Origin of the sequence: Sphingobacterium sp. R2 (assembly GCF_040760075.1) — a bacterium.
GTDB lineage: Bacteria > Bacteroidota > Bacteroidia > Sphingobacteriales > Sphingobacteriaceae > Sphingobacterium.
In genome coordinates this window covers 5,312,676-5,330,116 of sequence record NZ_CP142884.1, presented here as the reverse complement: position 1 = coordinate 5,330,116, position 17,441 = coordinate 5,312,676, and the positions used below count along the sequence as shown (strand labels likewise).

Here is a 17,441-nt window from a genome sequence, read left to right as displayed (position 1 = left end):
GTATCACGTGGCTTAGATAAAATGTATTTCTCGTTCTTCCCACTGATTAAATTTTGACTATTGTTAAAAAGTTGCTGCAAAAGCCTTAAAGGTCAATAGCGTATGATTGGCGGTTGGTGCCTTCAACGACGATTGCGAGTTAAGCAGATTGAATGGTAGTTGCCGATGGTTATTTTGAGATCGATTGCGTAGAAAAAATAGTAGAATACATTCGTAAAAAGCTATTTTTAACTGGTAACCAAAATTAAAAAGTAGCAGATAAACCTAAGGTATCATTTCATAACATGCTGGCTATAGAAATGAGCTTAAGAATTTAAATGAATATTTTATGCTCGAATTGTATGATAAGAATTAAAAATAAAACGATTGGAACGATTTGCCTGATCGCTTATATGACCTTGTCTAGCTGTTTATTGACATTCGGACATAATTACACTTCTGAGGTGTGGCTTCCGGATGCGATCCGTGTGCTGCCTGGCCGGGCTGCACATCCCGAATTGATCACAGTAGACCAACAGGGAAAGGGTGATTTTACAAGTATACAAGCAGCTGTAAATTCAGTTCGTGCATTTCGCGGCGGACAGGCCGTTCGGATTTGGATCAGGAAAGGAATTTATCATGAAAAAATAGTGATCCCAACGTATATCGAAAATATGGAGCTTATAGGTGAGGATGCTATCCATACTAAGATTGTTTTTAATGATTATGCGGGTAAGCAGGTTGACTGTCCAGATGAGCGGGGGGATCTTACGCTTGGAACATTCAGCAGTTATACCCTATTGGTTCGGGGGAGTAGGGTGCTCCTCAAGAATTTAACGATCGAAAATGCAGCTGGTTCAGTGGGGCAGGCGGTGGCACTTCATCTAGAAGGCGACCAGATCGCATTGGTCAACTGCCGTCTGTTGGGTTTTCAGGATACCTTGTATCTAGGTAAAGGTGGTGCAAGAAGCTATTTTTTTGGTTGCAGTATCAGCGGAACGACGGATTTTATCTTCGGGCCGGGGATTGCTTTTTTTCAGCAATGCCGGATTCTATCCCTTCGAAATTCGTATGTTACAGCTGCTGCTACACCTGAGGGGCAAAAGTACGGTTATGTCTTCGAGGAGTGTGATTTTGTTGCTGCAGATGCTGCGGTCGATAAAGTATTTCTCGGCAGACCGTGGCGTCCCTACGCAAATACGGTTCTGGTAGACTGTACCTTGGGGGCTCATATTGTTCCTGAAGGTTGGAATGATTGGAAGGGTGATAGCTTGTTTCCAGATAAGCATAAAACAGTGTTTTATGCCGAATTGGGGTCGAAAGGAGCTGGGGCATCGAATCTCTCCAAGCGTGTGGAATGGTCACATCAGCTCCAGGAAAAAAAACGGGATGTATATAAGCTGGATCGTGTACTGGGCGATTGGAACGTTAAAAAGATGATAACGCCGTAGCTGTTGCTGCAAAAAGGCGAGCGGGATGCGAAAGAAAAAAGCGGATTTTCTAGCTAGAAAATCCGCTTTTTTGCTTTGTGCTCCCACCTGGGCTCGAACCAGGGACCAAAAGATTATGAGTCTTCTACTCTAACCGACTGAGCTATAGGAGCAGGTCTGTAATTTTGTCAATTTAAGCAGCTGTTGTGCACTTTTGACGATGCAATTATCGATATTTGTATCGATATTTCAAAATAATTCGATGGAAAAAATTAAAAATATTGTTCTTGATTATGGCAATGTGATCTTTATGATCGACTTTGTGAAATTGAAAGGTGCTTTTACTCAGTTAGGTATAGGGAATGTAGATGCTGTATTTGGACATCATGGTCAAAGTGCACTTTTTGATAATTTTGATAAAGGAAAAATTGATCCGGCTCAATTTCGGGATGGAATAAGAGAATTGACCCAAAATTCCGCATTGACAGACGACGAGATAGACGCTGCCTGGAATAGCCTGCTGATTGGTGTGCCACAAGGTAATCATGAAATTTTAATCCAGTTGAAAGAACGATATCGAACCTTCTTATTAAGCAATAACAATGCTATTCACTATGCCTATTGTATGAATGATATCCAGCAGAAATATGGCGTTGCAGACAACGAAGGGTTTTTTGAGAAGACCTATTACTCTCATTTGGTAGGAATGCGTAAACCTGATGCGGAGATTTTTGAGTTGGTTATGCAAGAACAACAAATGGACCCAGCAGAGACTTTATTTATCGATGATAGTCCGCAGCACCTGGCCACAGCTAATCAATTGGGATGGCGTACGGCATTATGTACCAAAGAGAAACCGCTGCAAATTTTACTGGAAGAATTCAAGTTGTTATAAAAAAACAATTTTGTTTCCCTTTTTAGAAATAAATAGCTTACCTTTGTCCCACTTTAAATTTAAAAGCGGCGAAAGGAGGTATATATAACGCATGATTATCGTAAATGTAAAAGAAGGAGAATCTTTAGATAGAGCATTGAAACGTTTCAAAAAGAAATTCGAAAAAACTGGAGTTTTAAGAGAGTTGCGTTCACGTCAAGCTTACGAAAAGAGATCTGTAACTCGTCGCATTCAAGTGAAAAAAGCGATTTACAAACAATCTTTGAATCAAGATCTAGCTAACTAGTTGATTCGTTGATAATTTTAAAATATAAAGGGAAAAGCATTGCTTTTCCCTTTTTTTTGTGCTTTTAAGTTCGTAATTTAAGGCATATAGCAAGGGAAAAATGTTGGAAAAGGAGTTTATTCGGTTTTTGCAAATTGAGAAAAGGTATTCAGAACATACAGTTGTCGCGTATAAGCATGAGCTGGATCTGTTTCATTCTTTTTTGTGTCGGGAAGGGCTGACGGCGCAGGATATCGTGTACCGTGATTTGCGGCATTACTTTGCACAAATGGTGGAAGCTGGAAAGAATGCCAGCTCCGTAAACCGAAGCATGTCTGCATTGCGAACATATTTCAAATTTTTACAACGTGAGGAATGTATCGCCAAAAATCCCATGACACTTATTAAAGCGTTAAAAACTCCTAAAAAATTACCGGTAGTTGTCGAAAAGGAAAAATTGGTGCGCTTATTGGACCAGATGGAGCAGGAGCAGGATGGATTTGAATCGTCTCGTGATTATATGGTGATGGAATTATTGTTTGGTACAGGCATCCGATTATCGGAATTGTTGAAAATTAAAGAACAGGATATTGATTTTTTTAATAAAAACATTCTTATATTAGGTAAAAGGAACAAAGAACGCCTAGTTCCGATCAATAATCTTTTATTGAAAGAATTGAAAAACTATTTACAACAAAAAGCGACGCAATTTGTTGATACTAATAATAGCTTACTGATCGTTACTAAAGAGGGGAAGCCGGCATACGCCAAGCTGATCTACGATATCGTACATCGGCAGTTGACCCTGATTTCCACACAAGGTAAGCGAAGTCCTCATATTTTGAGGCATACGTTCGCAACGGCCCTATTGGATAATGGGGCAGATTTAAATGCAATTAAAGAGCTGCTGGGGCATGCAGGACTTGCGGCAACACAAGTATACACGCATAACTCAGCAGAACGATTGAAGTCAATTTATAAACAAGCTCATCCAAAAGCTTAAAAAAAGGAGGAAAAATGAACATTACTGTGCAATCCATTCGATTTACTGCTGATCAAAAGCTAATCGATTTTATTAAAAAGAAAACAGGAAAATTGGAGCAGTTTTTGGATTCCATTATTGGTGGCGAATGCTATCTGCGATTGGAAAATGTCGATGATGAGGCAAACAAAATTTCGGAAATTAAATTGAATATCCCAGGAAGTCAGCTTTTTGCAAAGGGGCAGGCAAAAAGTTTTGAAGAGGCAACAGATATTGCTGTAGAATCACTTCGTAGGCAGATAAATAAGCATAAAACAAAAACAAAAAATACCGTGATCAATAATCGTAATGACGTTCTTGTTGTAGAGGAAGAAGAGGAAGAAGAGTACGATTAAAAGCGATTAAATAAAGTTATTCAGGTAAGAGGTCAGTATCAACTGGCCTCTTTTTTTATGGGTAATGAAGGATTAAAAGCCTTATTTATATTAAATCAAAATAATCTACAGTTTTACTTGGATTGATTATAAATAATATTTATTTTTGATCGATTTAAATGATAAGCGAAGTAAAAATGTCAGAATTGGTTTGTCCGTTAGCACAAGTGGAGGAAGTTTTCTCAACCACGGCAGGTAAAGTCTATCAATGTAGCCGTAAAAATTGTTTCTGGTTGGAATATAATAAGGAGACTACTTCTTTCTCGGTATCTGATTTTTTCATGTTCAAAAAACGTATAGATGCCATTGATATCGAACATATGCTTCATGACACTACCCGGTCTTCGGATTTCGAAATCATCATGCCCTTCCGTACGGAAAGATGTTTCATCCTAGCTGTCGAAGATGTACTTCAGTTACGTGAATTATTAGACGGCGCTAAATTTATGATCGAGCTGAATAGCGTAATCAGAACGTGTCTTCAGGTTTCGCCATTTGCAGTTTTTGCGTAGTCAATACATCAGACGAATTGTATTAAGCCAATTTTTATTTAAAGAAGCAGTTCATGCTGCTGTCCTTTCTCTTTTGTTGTCATACACTATTTTCAACACTATGTATCCATCGTTTTAATTGATCGCTTATCGAAAGTATTGATGAGCCGTATTTGTAATTGTATTGATTCTAAACAAGTTGTGTCCGCCTGGCCTAATTTAGACTGAATTCGTATTACATATTCTTGATACAAATTTTAAAGTTCTGCTGTATCTTTGTGATACAATCAGGTGAAGATGTGTTTCGCCTGTGCATGTTTTAGAATTTAAACTTAAGGTAAATATGAAAGATTTATTGAAATTAAAATCTTCTTTGAAAGAAGAGATCGAAAATATATTGAATGCGCAAATTAAAGTTGAAGCTCACTCTTCTGCATTATATTTGGCTATGTCATCTTGGTGTGATGATCAAGGTTTGGATAACGCTTCAGAATTTTTTGCAAAGCAATCTAACGAAGAGCGTGAACACATGTTAAAGCTTTTCAATTATATCAACAATCGTGGTGGACGTGCAATCTCTCCAGAGGTGATCGGTATTCCTCAAGATTTTGAGTCGTTCCGTGGGGTGTTTGAACAAACTTTGGAACAGGAAATGTTTGTTACTGAACAATTCAATAACATCGCCGATAGATGTGCGAAAGAAAAAGATTATGTTACCTTTAATTTTGTTCAATGGTTCTTGGAAGAGCAGGTGGAAGAAGAGTATGTTGCAAGACGCATTCTTGAATTATTCGATGTAATCGGTGAAGATGGTACTGGCCGTTGGGAAATTGACAAACACCTTCTTAAAGTTAGCTTTCCAGGTGAATAGTAATTTTGTAAAATAGGTATAAAGAAACGAGCTGTTTATCCGACAGCTCGTTTTTTTATATACAAAATCATAACTTTTTACGTTAATAGCTTAAGAATTCTTATATTGAATTGTATTATCGCAAAGTCTGTTTGATGGAACTAAGGGACGGGAATATTATCCGGTTAGTACTTTTTTTAGCTATAACGAACTTGTTTTTTTTACCTAAAAGCGCCTTAGGGCAAGTGTCAAAAAAAGAGGTGTATGGTATTGTTGTAGATACAGCAGGAAAACCGTTAAATGGTGTGAGTGTTCATCTGACAAGCTCTCGCGATACCTTGTTCTCTTCAACGTCCGCCACAGGGTATTTTCATTTCAGCCGTGTGCAAGGTAATGATATTCGTATTAGTTGTAGTCAGTTGGGCCTGAGTATATTGGAACGTAGCTATCCACTGTACAATAGTACAACAGCGACATTGGATGTGGGAAAGCTAACGATGTTTCCCCATGTATCTTTGCTCAAAGAGGTTGTTGTACTGAAGTATAAGCCTATTGTCTATAAGCAGGATACTGTTCAATTCAATTTGGATGCCTTCCAATTCGATCACCGCGCACTGTTGGAGGAAGCTCTCAAGGCGTTGCCAAATGTACAGGTTTCAAGGGATGGTTCTGTTTATGCCTTTGGCAAACCTATATCCTCCGTTAAAGTCGATGGAAAAAAATTCTTTGGCGGCGATGTACTTACAGCTACACGCAATCTACCGGCAGATTTTGTGAAAAGTGTTCAGGTGATCGATTTTTATGGGGATGAGGCTACAGCGAAAGGAATTAAAAGTGCTGAATCTGAAAAGATTCTGAATATCGTCCTTAAAGATGATAAGAAGAAAATTACTTTTGGACAGGCTACATTAGGCGGTGGTTCGGCCGATCGTTATTTGGGCAGTGCTGGGCTGAACCGCTTTAATGATGGAAGGGAATATTCTATTATCACATCAGTAAACAATACCAATACAAACCTCTTTTCTTTCGGTTCCCCCAATGGTGGAGAGCGGGAGCGGGAAATGGGCGAACTTGCCGACTTTGCAGACCCTACAGATGGACTCAATAAAATCGGATCTGTGGGAGGAAGTTTTTCTAGTCCGCTTTCTAAAAACGTGACCGCCAGTGGTAAATATTCTTTTACACAGCGGAATAATTACATCCAGGGAAATTCATTATTGCAGTCCATATATGGATATGGGAAAGGGGTTAACAATTTGATCAGCAATTCTGAAGAATACAGCATAAAATCGATTGATCGTACTCATAAAATGGACTGGGATTTTGATATCAAGCTGTCTCCCAAAGATCAGCTTAAAATATCGCCGAAAGTGTCATATACCAATGCTACCAGCCATACGTGGAAAGATAGGAAGATACAGAATAATTTATTGAGTAGTACGGGTAACTATGATGCGGGCAGTAGTACGGAAAGTCCGGCAGCAGCTTTAGATCTTTTTTATGTCAGAAGTTTTACCAAACCGGGACGCAAAGTGCTTTACACCTTGCATACCGACTTTAATTCTTTGGATAAAGATGAGGAAGTCCGCGACTTTAATAAAGCAATCGATAGTAGCTCAAACTTGCCCAGAATAACAGAGACGTATCTAAACCAAGGCGTCCGATCCAGCAGTGAAAATAAAAATATCCAAAGTCGCTTATCCCTCGTCGAACCCGTTGATTTAGGAGGGACTTTGGAAATCAATTACGATTTTGACTATACAAAGATTGATGCTAGACGTTCCACTTTTGACAACAACTTTGACAATGGGCCTATCTTGGTGGATTCGCTGAGTTTGAAGTACGACTATGCCTTTGCAAGCAATAAAGTCGGCATGGTGTATCGGCAGGATCTGAGTGACAAAGTGAAAGTGAGTTTCGGCTTTGCTGTGCAACCTTCGGAACTGACAGGAAGTTCTACAGACAAGCTGATAAAAACTTCCTATTCCAATGTGAACCTTGTGCCATCCGCAGGATTGAAATGGAAATTCAGCAAAGAGGAAGACCTTTCGATGGATTATTATGGTCGTAATAATCAACCTAGTTTCTATCAAATACAACCTGTGGTGGACAATACCAACACACAAAATATTGTCGTCGGAAATAAAGATCTAAAATCGGAATTTGCACATAGCTTTGTTTCAAAATACCGGAAATCAATTACACGCCGTGGTCAGTACTTGGAAGCTAGTCTTGCTCTTAATCTGGTGAATGATAAGATTGTTGCCAACCGCACAATTGATCCCAATTCGACTATACAAAAAACGACCTATCGCAATACCGAAGGATATTACGATGTTAAGAGCTATTATCTGTTTACCGCCTCGTTGTTGTCCGATAATCTGCAGATGAGCCTGAATGGAAATGCAGATTATTATAACAATATCTCGTATGTAAACGATAAAAAGAGCTTTGGTGGCCATCTTTTGGTTACTCAAGCGATTCAATTTCGCTATACGTGGAGTGATATATTCGAAGCCGAATTAAATGGTAACTATTCCTTGAACAGGGCGACATTTGATTGGCCTGTTCAAGACAATATCACCGTGCATTCGGGTATTGTTGGCCTGGGATCTAAGGCGTATTTGGGTACACATTTTACGATGGGGCTTGAGCTTTCCCAAAAGTTTAACGCAGGATATTCAAGCTCTTGGAGCAATATTAGCCCAACGATAATCAATGCCTATATGGAATATACGTTTGGTCGCAATAACCGCGGTATGCTGCGTTTTCAGGGATTCGATTTGATGAACCAGAATACAGGAATTTCGCGCGTCGTCTTAGGAAATGACATTTTAGATGTACGTAATAATCGACTGGCGCGTTACTTTATGCTTTCCCTTAATATAAGATTACAAAAATATCCTAAAAAATCATGATGAAAGCTGTTATTATTACTGCACCCGGTGGACCGGAAGTTTTGCAAGTTAGCGATGCGGAAATGCCGCAGCCCGGACAATACGAAGTTTTAGTGGAAGTAAAAGCTGCAGGAGTCAATAGACCTGATGTATTCCAACGTAAAGGGAGTTATCCTGCACCAGCCGGAGTAGATCCTCGGATACCTGGCTTGGAGATCGCCGGTGTTGTCGTTGCGAAAGGGAAGGATGTTACGGACTGGAATGTCGGCGATCGCGTCTGTGCACTCGTAGGGGGCGGAGGTTATGCCACCTATGCCAAAGTCTATCAGGGTCATTGTTTGCCTATCCCAGATCATCTGGATTTTGCCGAGGCAGCCTCACTTCCAGAAACCGTTTTTACGGTATGGGACAATGTTTTCCGACGGGGGAAATTACAGACAGGTGAGCACTTTTTGGTACATGGCGGCGCTGGTGGGATTGGTAGTACAGCAATTCAGCTCGCATCATTGTTTGGTGCGGAAGTATATTCGACAGTCAGCTCGCCCGAGAAAGCTACTTTTTGCGAATCATTGGGAGCCGTCAAAACTATAAATTATAAAACAGAAGATTTCGAGCAGCAGCTCAAGGCTGTAGGCGTGGATGTTATTTTAGACAGCATTGGTGGTTCCTATTTTGAGAAAAATATCCGCCTCTTGAACTCCGATGGCCGACTGGTGTATATTAATGCGATGGAAAACGCAAAAGTTGAATTGAATTTGCTCCAATTGATGCAAAAACGCATCCTTTTAACAGGGAGTACACTACGTTCCCGAGACCGCGAATTTAAGCAAATATTACGTGACGAGATCTGGTCTCAGGTATGGCCCAAGCTCAATACTGGACATTTTAAACCCACGATATACCAGGTGCTTCCTTTTGCTGAGGCTCCCGAGGCTCATCGGCTGATGGAAGACTCAAGTGTATTGGGTAAGATTGTTTTAAGCTTTTGATCGCTGAAAGTTGAGGGGAGTAGTACCGGTTACGTTTTTGAAGTACTTGTGAAAGCTGGAGAAGTTTTGAAAACCGGCTTCAAAACAGATTTGCTTTACCGTCTGTTTGTTTTCTATCAATAAATTGCAGGCTGTCTTCACGCGCATTTCGATTAAAAACTGAAAGAGTGTTTTTCCGGTCTGTGACTTGAAAAAGCGACAGAATGAATTTGGTGTCATACCCGTTAGCGAAGCAAGGTCCTGCAGCCGTATTTGGTCGCGGTAATTTTCACCTATAAATTGCATTGCAACCTGCATACGGTTGGCATCCTGATCTTGCAATTGGATGGTAAAATTGGCGCTGGTTAATAAGTCATGTTTTTCTTCTTCCGAAATGCACGCTAAGATTTCCAGTAAATGAATAATGCGTGGCGTGCCTGTTGTTGTCAAAATAGCATCAATTAATTGCATGGTTTTTAATCGGCTGTGCGTTGCTAAGGAAATGCCTCTTTTGGATACGCGAAAAAGCTCTTTGAGCGCTTTATTTTCAGGTAAACTGATAAAATCATTCCCCCAGAAGTTCTCTTTAAAATGAAGTACGCGGATATCTGCGTGTTCAGCTTTTTCCTTTTGCAGATAAATGGCATCAAACAGCCAATAATGAGGTAAATTGGAACCCACCAGTGTGATGTCGCCCGATTCAAAACGCCTAACGCTGTCCCCAATAAATTGAGTACCCGAGCCTTTAGCAAAATAAATCAATTCCAGTTCTTCGTGATAATGCCAAAGGTTGTGGTATTGCGGAGTATTGTCTCTTCTGGCATTGAATGAATGCTCAGGGTTACTATTTAAATGAAGCAACTGTGCTTTCATAATTGTGAAATATATGCTGTAAAGTTACCAATTTGAGTTCGGTTATGGTAATATAGCTTAATAATTTGATAATATACTTGAATGTTGTCTAGCATTTTTAAACTTATTTTACATAAATAACTACTTATAACCATTTGAAAGATATGACGAATAAAAAGAGTTACACATTTGCCTTGATTTTGGTGACATCCTTATTCTTTTTTTGGGGATTTATTCATAACCTAGATCCAATCTTAATTCCGCATTTGAGAAATGCGTTTAGTTTGACGCACTTCCAAGCGTCATTGGTCGATTCTGCCGTCTTCATTGCTTATTTTGTGATGGCCATTCCTGCAGGTATCATTATGAAACGATATGGCTATAAAGCTGGTATTTTGATCGGATTGATCTTTTTCGCGATTGGCTGTTTTCTTTTTGTACCTGCTGCCAACACGATCAGTTATGTTTTCTTTTTGGGTGCGCTATTCGTTGTTGCCTGTGGTCTTACCATTCTGGAAACCGCTGCCAATCCTTACGTTGCTATCTTGGGGGATCCGGCTTCATCGGCGCAACGGCTTAATTTTGCCCAGTCGTTTAATGGATTAGCAGCCTTTGTGGCTCCGATTTTTGGTGGCAAATTTATTTTATCACATGAACCCAAATCACAGGCGGAACTTGCGCAAATGGCTGAACAAGCAAAGATGGCGTATATTCAGTCGGAAACAGCTGCTGTAAAATTGCCCTATGTGGTACTGGGGATATTGATTTTATTGATCGCTGCCTTGTTTTTCTTTACCAAATTGCCTGATATCAAAGATGCGGAGGAAGAAGGTAGAGCCGGTTTTTTCCATGCACTGCGTCATAAAAATGTGCGTTGGGCGGTGGTGGCTCAGTTTTTCTACGTCGGAGCGCAAGTTTGTATTTTAAGCTTCCTGGTATTATATGCAACAGAAGCTGCCGGCATATCGGGTAAAGATGGTGCCGATTATGCTGGGTTTGCTGGATTGGCTTTTATGCTGGGCCGGTTTATCGGTACATTTTTTATGCGTTTTGTGTCAGCATCCAAACTCCTGGTCATCTATTCCGCTATAGCGATTGTGCTATCGCTATTTGTCATCTTCGGATCAGGTATTCAGACCCTATATGCTTTGATTGGCATTGCTTTCTTTATGTCCATTATGTTTCCGACGATATTCGCGTTTGGTGTACAAGGCATCGGTGCCGACACCAAATCTGCCTCTAGTTTGATCGTCATGTCTATTGTTGGTGGCGCTTTGTTGCCTCCAATATTGGGTTTTATCTCGGATAAAACGGGACATTTCCAATATGGATATTTTGTGCCATTGGTTTGTTTTATTGTTGTCTTGTTGTTTGCTTTCCAAAATAGAAATGTCAGTATTGCGGAAACGGAAAATCTTAAATCACATTAATTAGTTAGTAATGAAAAGATATGTCATGGCCCTGGATCTTGTAGACGATCCACAATTGATCAAGGAATATGAGGATTACCACCGTGAAGTGTGGCCCGAAATAAAACGCTCGATACTGGATGCAGGAATTCTGCAGATGGAGATCTATCGTTTTGAAAATAGATTGTTTATGAACATGGAGGTTGGCGAAGATTTTTCATTTGAGAAAAAATCTGCTATGGATGCTGCCAATGAAAAGGTGCAGGAATGGGAACAGCTGATGTGGAAATATCAATCGGCTATTCCGGGGGCACAGCCGGGAGAGAAATGGGTAATGATGACAAAAATATTTGAATTAGTATAATGATGGCTATACAACGCTATTTACAGATCCATCCAATGGATAATGTCCTTGTTGCATTACAGGACTTGGCTGCGGGAACAACGATTCTTTTTGAAGGTAAGGAATTTACATTAAAGCAAGCTGTTGCTGCCAAACATAAATTCACCATTCAACCCATGGAACAAGATACGGAGATACTGATGTACGGTGTTCTGGTTGGGAAATTGAACACACCCTTAACGGAAGGTGAACTCATTACCACTGAAAACTTGCGTCATGCTTCGGAAGATTTTAGAATGGGGAACCGTAAGACAGCTTGGACAAAACCAGATGTTTCTGCATTTAAAGATAAGACGTTCAATGGATTTCACCGTTCAAATGGGACTGTTGGAACGGCCAATTACTGGTTGGTTATTCCATTGGTTTTTTGCGAAAATAGAAATGTATTGACCTTGAAGGCTGCCTTTGAGGAGAAACTCGGCTATAAAGTAAAAGCAAATAATTATGTTTCTGAAGTAGAAGATTTGATTGAGCGCTATAAGTCTGGTGCGGACGTTACTGACATTCTTAACCACGAGCTACTGGCTAATTCGAGTGCGGGCGAGCACGACCGTCTGTTCAAAAATGTTGATGGAATCAAATTTTTAAACCATGAGATGGGATGCGGTGGAACGCGTATGGATTCGGATGCGTTATGTGGTCTTTTGGCTGGTTATATCACGCATCCAAATGTGGCAGGGGCAACTGTGTTGAGTTTAGGATGTCAGCATGCGCAGGCTTCTATTCTGAAGGCGGAAATTGAAAAACGAAGTCCCGGTTTCGATCGGCCTTTATATGTTTTCGAGCAGCAGAAAGAGGGAACTGAAAGGGAGCTTATGCAAAAGGCCATCAAAGCAACTTTTGCAGGGATGATGCAAGCCAATCAAAATGAACGCAGACCTGCTCCGCTGGACAAATTGTGTATCGGTTTGGAATGTGGCGGCTCAGATGGGTTCTCGGGCATCTCTGCCAATCCAGCGCTTGGTTTTGTGTCGGATATTTTGGTGAGCTTGGGTGGCTCTGTGATTTTGGCGGAGTTTCCAGAGTTATGTGGTGTAGAACAAGAGTTGAGTGATCGTTGTATTGACGAGCCAACAGCAGATCGTTTTATGTCGCTGATGCGTACATACAACGCAAAAGCCGAAGCTGATGGTTCGGGTTTCTATATGAATCCTTCGCCAGGCAATATTCGTGACGGTTTGATTACAGACGCGATCAAATCTGCAGGTGCTGCCAAAAAAGGAGGAACATCGCCTGTTATGGCGGTGGTTGATTATCCTGAACTGGCTAACCGCCCGGGATTAAACCTATTATGTACTCCTGGTAACGATGTAGAAAGTACCACTGCAGAGGTGGCAGCTGGTGCCAATATCGTCCTTTTTACAACAGGGTTGGGTACGCCTACAGGAAACCCAATCGCTCCAGTAGTCAAGCTTTCGACAAATACAAAGACTTTTGAGAAAATGCCGGATATATTGGATCTAAATTGTGGAACTATTATCGAGGGAACAGAAACTATTGAGGAAGCTGCACACCGCATTTTGGATTATGTGATTGAAGTTGCTTCTGGTAGAATACAACCAAAGGCCGTGCTGTTGGGCCAAGATGATTTCATCCCTTGGCGTCGAGGTGTTTCTTTGTAGTTGGATATCATGAGTTAATTGGAAATCAAATGACAACTAATCATTTACATATGAAACTTAAGCATGTAATCTTTTGTTTGGCCTTGCTAATCGGATCTGTATCTGCGAGCTATAGCCAACAACATGATCAACCGAGTTCCGAAAATTTGAAAAATAGGGAATGGTTCGCACAATCCCGGTTTGGAGTATTTATCCATTGGGGGGTATATAGTGTGCTGGGAGATGGTGAGTGGGTCATGAATAATCAGAATATCAGTTTGGATGAATATGCGCTCTTACCTAAATTTTTTAATCCGATTTCTTTTGATGCAAAGGAATGGGCAAAGTTGTTTAAACAGGCCGGAGCAAAGTATATCACCTTTACCACGAGACACCATGATGGCTTTTCGATGTGGAATAGCCAGGTTTCCGACTACAATGTGGTTAAGAAATCTCCTTTCAAGCGGGATATCGTAAAAGAATTGGTGGAAGCCTGTCGCGCGGAAGGGATAAAAGTGATGTTCTATTATTCGCTTTTGGATTGGCACCGGGATGATTATTTGCCTGTGGGTAAGACTGGGGGCGGTATTGCAGGTCGGGATTCAACAAAAGGTGACTGGAATCATTATATACAGTTTATGAAAAGCCAATTGACCGAACTTTTGAGCAACTATGGCACGATCGATGGAATCTGGTTTGATGGTCATTGGGACAAGCCCAATGAAGATTGGCATTTCAAAGAGATCTATGAACTGATTCATACGTTACAGCCACAATGTTTGGTCGGGAACAATCATCATCTAGCTCCATTTGAAGGAGAAGATTTTCAGATGTTCGAACGCGATTTACCTGGAGAGAATACCACTGGGTTTGGCACGAATGCACGTGATGTTGGGAAGTTACCGAAGGAAGTCTGTGGAACAATTGCTGGATCGTGGGGATTTGAGCTGAAAGATCGGACACGTAAATCATTTCAGGAAGTACTAAAATACCTGGTCAAGGCAGCTGGTCATGGCTCCAATTTATTGCTCAATGTAGGTCCCATGCCCAATGGTGAGATTCAGGACTATCAGCAGGAGCGTTTGAAAGAGCTTGGAAAATGGCTATCGGTATATGGTGAAACAATCTATGGAACAGAAGGGGGAGCGGTGCCGCCAACAGAGGATTATGCGTTGACAAAAAAAGGAAATCAGGTGTATCTACATGTGTTTAAAACGGATAAAAAGGAATTGTTGATCAATAACCTGCCTTATCAGGTGAAAAAAGTAAGCACATTTATCGGAAAGAAAGAGATTAAGTTTAATTATAAGAACAATAGTCTACGCGTGGATTTGCCAACATCGACAGATGAAGCAGATTTGGTATTGACATTAACAATTAAGTAAAAATGGGAAAGTTAGAACAAAAAGTAGCTGTTATTACAGGGGGAGGGAGTGGGATAGGCCGTGCCATCAGTTTGCAATTTGCTGCAGAAGGAGCAAAAGTTCATATTTTGGATTTAAATGAAGAGGGGGGCGAGGCTGTGGTTACCGAGATCGTGTCTTTAGGAGGACAGGCTGCCCTTCACCGATGCAATGTAACTGATCAGCAAGAAATTAGTTCTATAGCACAAAATATCGGAAAAATTGATATTTTAGTAAATAATGCTGGCATTGCTCATGTGGGTAATTTGGAAAATTGTCAATCAGAAGATTTTGACCGTGTTTTTAATGTGAATGTCAAAGGTGCTTATCATGCCTTATCTGCTGTTGTACCTATAATGAAAGCGCAAGGTTCAGGAGCAATCCTTAATCTCGCTTCAATTGCTGCATGGGTGGGTATCACGGACCGTTTTGCTTATTCGATGAGTAAGGGCGCTATCCATGCGATGTCGATGTCTGTTGCGCGGGATTATATGGCCTATGGGATCCGTTGCAATAGCATTTCGCCTGCACGCGTGCATACCCCGTTTGTGGATGGATTTATCGCAAAAAATTATCCGGGCAAAGAGGACGAGATGTTTGAAAAGTTATCGGCAAGCCAGCCAATAGGCCGTATGGCACAACCGGAGGAAATTGCAAAATTAGCGCTCTTTCTGTGCAGCGATGATGCAGCCTTTATAACCGGAAATGACTACCCGATTGATGGTGGTTTTATTAAATTGAATAATTAATAAGCTAAAAATAAATATCTATTATCTCAATACTATAAACATGAAATTAATACGTTTTGGAGCTCAAGGCAAAGAGAAGATCGGTGTTCAGATCGATGGCGTAAATTACGATGTAAGCGCATTTGGCGGTGACTATGATGAACAGTTCTTTGCAGAGAATGGTATAGCCCGTTTAGAAGAATTTGTAAAAGCAAATGATGGTAAGTTAATTGAAGTTCCCCAAAGCGAACGTATAGGAGCACCATTTGCCCGCCCATCCAAAATTGTTTGTATTGGATTAAATTATTTAGATCATGCCAAGGAAACAAATGCTCCTATTCCGGCCGAACCAATCATCTTCTTGAAATCGACCACATCGTTGATTGGTCCATATGACGAGGTAATGATTCCCAAAGACTCGTTAAAGACCGATTGGGAAGTGGAATTTTGTATTGTGATCGGTAAGAAAGCATCGTATGTAGAAGAAGGTGAAGCGTTGGACTATGTCGCTGGTTATGTATTACACAACGATGTTTCTGAGCGTGAATATCAGCTGGAACGCGGTGGTACATGGGATAAAGGAAAAGGATGTGATACTTTTGCACCTATGGGACCTTTTATGGCGACAAAAGAGGAGATCAAAGATATCAACAACGTACGTCTGTGGTTAAAGGTAAACGGAAAAACCTATCAAGATGGAAATACGAAAGATCTGATCTTTTCAGTAGCACATGTTGTATCGTATGTATCTCAATTTATGACCCTGTTGCCTGGCGACGTTATATCAACAGGCACACCTGCAGGAGTAGGTCTAGGGTTTAATCCGCCTATTTATTTGAAGCCTGGCGATGTGATCGAATTAGGAGCTGATGGTCTTGGTGAATCCCGTCAGACAGTTGTCGCCTATTCAAAAAACTAATTGCTCATCAGGTTTTCTTTTTATTATGCGTATAGATACCCATCAGCATTTCTGGAAATTCGATCCGATTAGATATAGTTGGATCACAGAAGAAATGCAAGTTATAAAACGTGATTTTACCCCTTTAGATATTCAGTTCCTGCTGGAGCGGAATGGATTTGGCGGAAGCATTGCTGTTCAGGCGCAAGAATCTGACGAGGAAACTGCTTATTTGATTCAATTGGCCCGCGATTACTCTTTTATAAAAGGGGTTGTGGGCTGGATCGATCTTGAGGCCCAAGATATCCGCCAACAATTGGAAGCGTATCAGTCGACTGCAGTCATCAAAGGATTTCGTCATGTTGTTGAAGGGGAAGCGGATCCCGATTTTCTTATCCGTCCGGCAGTCTTAAATGGGCTGAAAGCTTTGGCGGACTATGGTTACACGTATGATCTGCTTATTCGCCCACGTCATTACGCTTCAACGCTGGCTTGTGTACGACAAAATCCCAACCTCCAGTTTGTGTTGGATCATATTGCAAAGCCACCCATCAAATCAAAGGAATTTGATGAGTGGGCCGTATTTATTGATGCGCTTGCCGCTTTTCCGAATGTCGTATGCAAAGTTTCGGGGCTAGCTACAGAGGCCGATTGGGAGGGGTGGAAGCTGGATGATTTCAAACAATACGTGGAACACATATTTTTATGTTTTGGAAAGAAACGTATCATGTATGGATCAGATTGGCCCGTATGCCTTCTAGCAGCATCTTATGAGGAGAGTATTGCCATCGTCGAAAATAAATTGGGGCAATTTACAGCTGCAGAAAAGAATGCCTTTTGGGCGGAGAACGCTATACGTGTGTATAATCTTTAACAAATAAAAGCGTCAGCATGTTATCAGTACGAAAAATAGCATGCTGAAGTTTTTGTTGGTCATGAAGCCAGATAATGAGCCG

17 protein-coding genes and 1 tRNA gene are annotated in these 17,441 nt (G+C 40.8%); 16 read left to right on the top strand and 2 right to left on the bottom strand.

What is annotated here, in order from left to right; genetic code table 11:
* Positions 1–341: 341 nt before the first annotated feature.
* Positions 342–1,430: a pectinesterase family protein gene (locus tag VXM68_RS22315; RefSeq protein ID WP_367210100.1), complete on the top strand. Its 1,089-nt coding sequence runs from the start codon at positions 342–344 to the stop codon at positions 1,428–1,430.
* A 78-nt stretch (positions 1,431–1,508) separates the two neighbouring features.
* Here the strand turns inward: VXM68_RS22315 and VXM68_RS22310 are convergent.
* Positions 1,509–1,582, bottom strand: a tRNA-Ile gene (locus VXM68_RS22310).
* Between the two features lie 89 nt (positions 1,583–1,671).
* Here VXM68_RS22310 and VXM68_RS22305 point away from each other — a divergent pair.
* The 8 genes from VXM68_RS22305 (at position 1,672) to VXM68_RS22270 (ending at position 9,212) form a co-directional block, all read left to right on the top strand.
* Positions 1,672–2,304 (top strand): HAD family hydrolase, encoded by a 633-nt coding sequence (locus tag VXM68_RS22305; RefSeq protein ID WP_367210099.1) that lies wholly within the window; start codon positions 1,672–1,674, stop codon positions 2,302–2,304.
* Positions 2,305–2,395: 91 nt separating this feature from the next.
* Complete coding sequence (gene rpsU, locus VXM68_RS22300; RefSeq protein ID WP_209577848.1) at positions 2,396–2,590, top strand: 30S ribosomal protein S21; 195 nt, start codon at positions 2,396–2,398, stop codon at positions 2,588–2,590.
* 100 nt (positions 2,591–2,690) lie between these two features.
* A complete protein-coding gene (locus VXM68_RS22295; RefSeq protein ID WP_367210098.1) occupies positions 2,691–3,572 on the top strand; it encodes a tyrosine-type recombinase/integrase in 882 nt (293 codons plus the stop codon).
* Positions 3,573–3,586: 14 nt separating this feature from the next.
* The gene (gene raiA / locus VXM68_RS22290) at positions 3,587–3,946 is read left to right on the top strand and encodes a ribosome-associated translation inhibitor RaiA (protein WP_293951948.1); all 360 of its coding nucleotides are present in this window, start codon (positions 3,587–3,589) and stop codon (positions 3,944–3,946) included.
* Between the two features lie 176 nt (positions 3,947–4,122).
* On the top strand, positions 4,123–4,497 hold the full coding sequence (locus tag VXM68_RS22285) for a DUF6686 family protein (protein ID WP_367210097.1): 375 nt from the start codon (positions 4,123–4,125) through the stop codon (positions 4,495–4,497).
* A gap of 322 nt (positions 4,498–4,819) precedes the next feature.
* Positions 4,820–5,347 carry a ferritin gene (locus tag VXM68_RS22280; protein WP_367210096.1) on the top strand — a complete coding sequence of 176 codons (528 nt, stop codon included), beginning with the start codon at positions 4,820–4,822 and terminating at the stop codon, positions 5,345–5,347.
* 224 nt (positions 5,348–5,571) lie between these two features.
* Entirely contained in the window at positions 5,572–8,244 is a 2,673-nt protein-coding gene (locus VXM68_RS22275; RefSeq protein ID WP_294183369.1) for a TonB-dependent receptor, read from the top strand.
* The gene (locus VXM68_RS22270) at positions 8,241–9,212 is read left to right on the top strand and encodes an NAD(P)H-quinone oxidoreductase (protein ID WP_367210095.1); all 972 of its coding nucleotides are present in this window, start codon (positions 8,241–8,243) and stop codon (positions 9,210–9,212) included. Before VXM68_RS22275 ends, VXM68_RS22270 begins: the two co-directional genes overlap by 4 nt.
* Here the strand turns inward: VXM68_RS22270 and VXM68_RS22265 are convergent.
* Entirely contained in the window at positions 9,201–10,064 is an 864-nt protein-coding gene (locus tag VXM68_RS22265) for an AraC family transcriptional regulator (protein WP_293951960.1), read from the bottom strand. The genes VXM68_RS22270 and VXM68_RS22265 overlap by 12 nt on opposite strands.
* A 143-nt stretch (positions 10,065–10,207) precedes the next feature.
* Between VXM68_RS22265 and fucP the strand changes: the two genes are divergently transcribed.
* The 7 genes from fucP to VXM68_RS22230 are packed head-to-tail and all read left to right on the top strand — an operon-like array spanning position 10,208 to position 17,359.
* Positions 10,208–11,473, top strand: coding sequence for an L-fucose:H+ symporter permease (gene fucP / locus VXM68_RS22260; RefSeq protein ID WP_312331872.1), 1,266 nt, complete (start codon positions 10,208–10,210; stop codon positions 11,471–11,473).
* A 10-nt stretch (positions 11,474–11,483) separates the two neighbouring features.
* Positions 11,484–11,816 carry an L-rhamnose mutarotase gene (locus VXM68_RS22255; RefSeq protein WP_293951965.1) on the top strand — a complete coding sequence of 111 codons (333 nt, stop codon included), beginning with the start codon at positions 11,484–11,486 and terminating at the stop codon, positions 11,814–11,816.
* Complete coding sequence (locus VXM68_RS22250; RefSeq protein ID WP_293951967.1) at positions 11,816–13,477, top strand: UxaA family hydrolase; 1,662 nt, start codon at positions 11,816–11,818, stop codon at positions 13,475–13,477. The genes VXM68_RS22255 and VXM68_RS22250 overlap by 1 nt, the downstream gene beginning before the upstream one ends.
* Before the next feature lie 50 nt (positions 13,478–13,527).
* Entirely contained in the window at positions 13,528–14,841 is a 1,314-nt protein-coding gene (locus VXM68_RS22245) for an alpha-L-fucosidase (protein ID WP_367210094.1), read from the top strand.
* Between the two features lie 2 nt (positions 14,842–14,843).
* Positions 14,844–15,608 (top strand): SDR family NAD(P)-dependent oxidoreductase, encoded by a 765-nt coding sequence (locus VXM68_RS22240; RefSeq protein WP_294351114.1) that lies wholly within the window; start codon positions 14,844–14,846, stop codon positions 15,606–15,608.
* 40 nt (positions 15,609–15,648) lie between these two features.
* Positions 15,649–16,506, top strand: coding sequence for a fumarylacetoacetate hydrolase family protein (locus VXM68_RS22235; RefSeq protein WP_293951973.1), 858 nt, complete (start codon positions 15,649–15,651; stop codon positions 16,504–16,506).
* A gap of 25 nt (positions 16,507–16,531) precedes the next feature.
* On the top strand, positions 16,532–17,359 hold the full coding sequence (locus tag VXM68_RS22230) for an amidohydrolase (protein WP_367210093.1): 828 nt from the start codon (positions 16,532–16,534) through the stop codon (positions 17,357–17,359).
* Positions 17,360–17,441 lie beyond the last annotated feature (82 nt).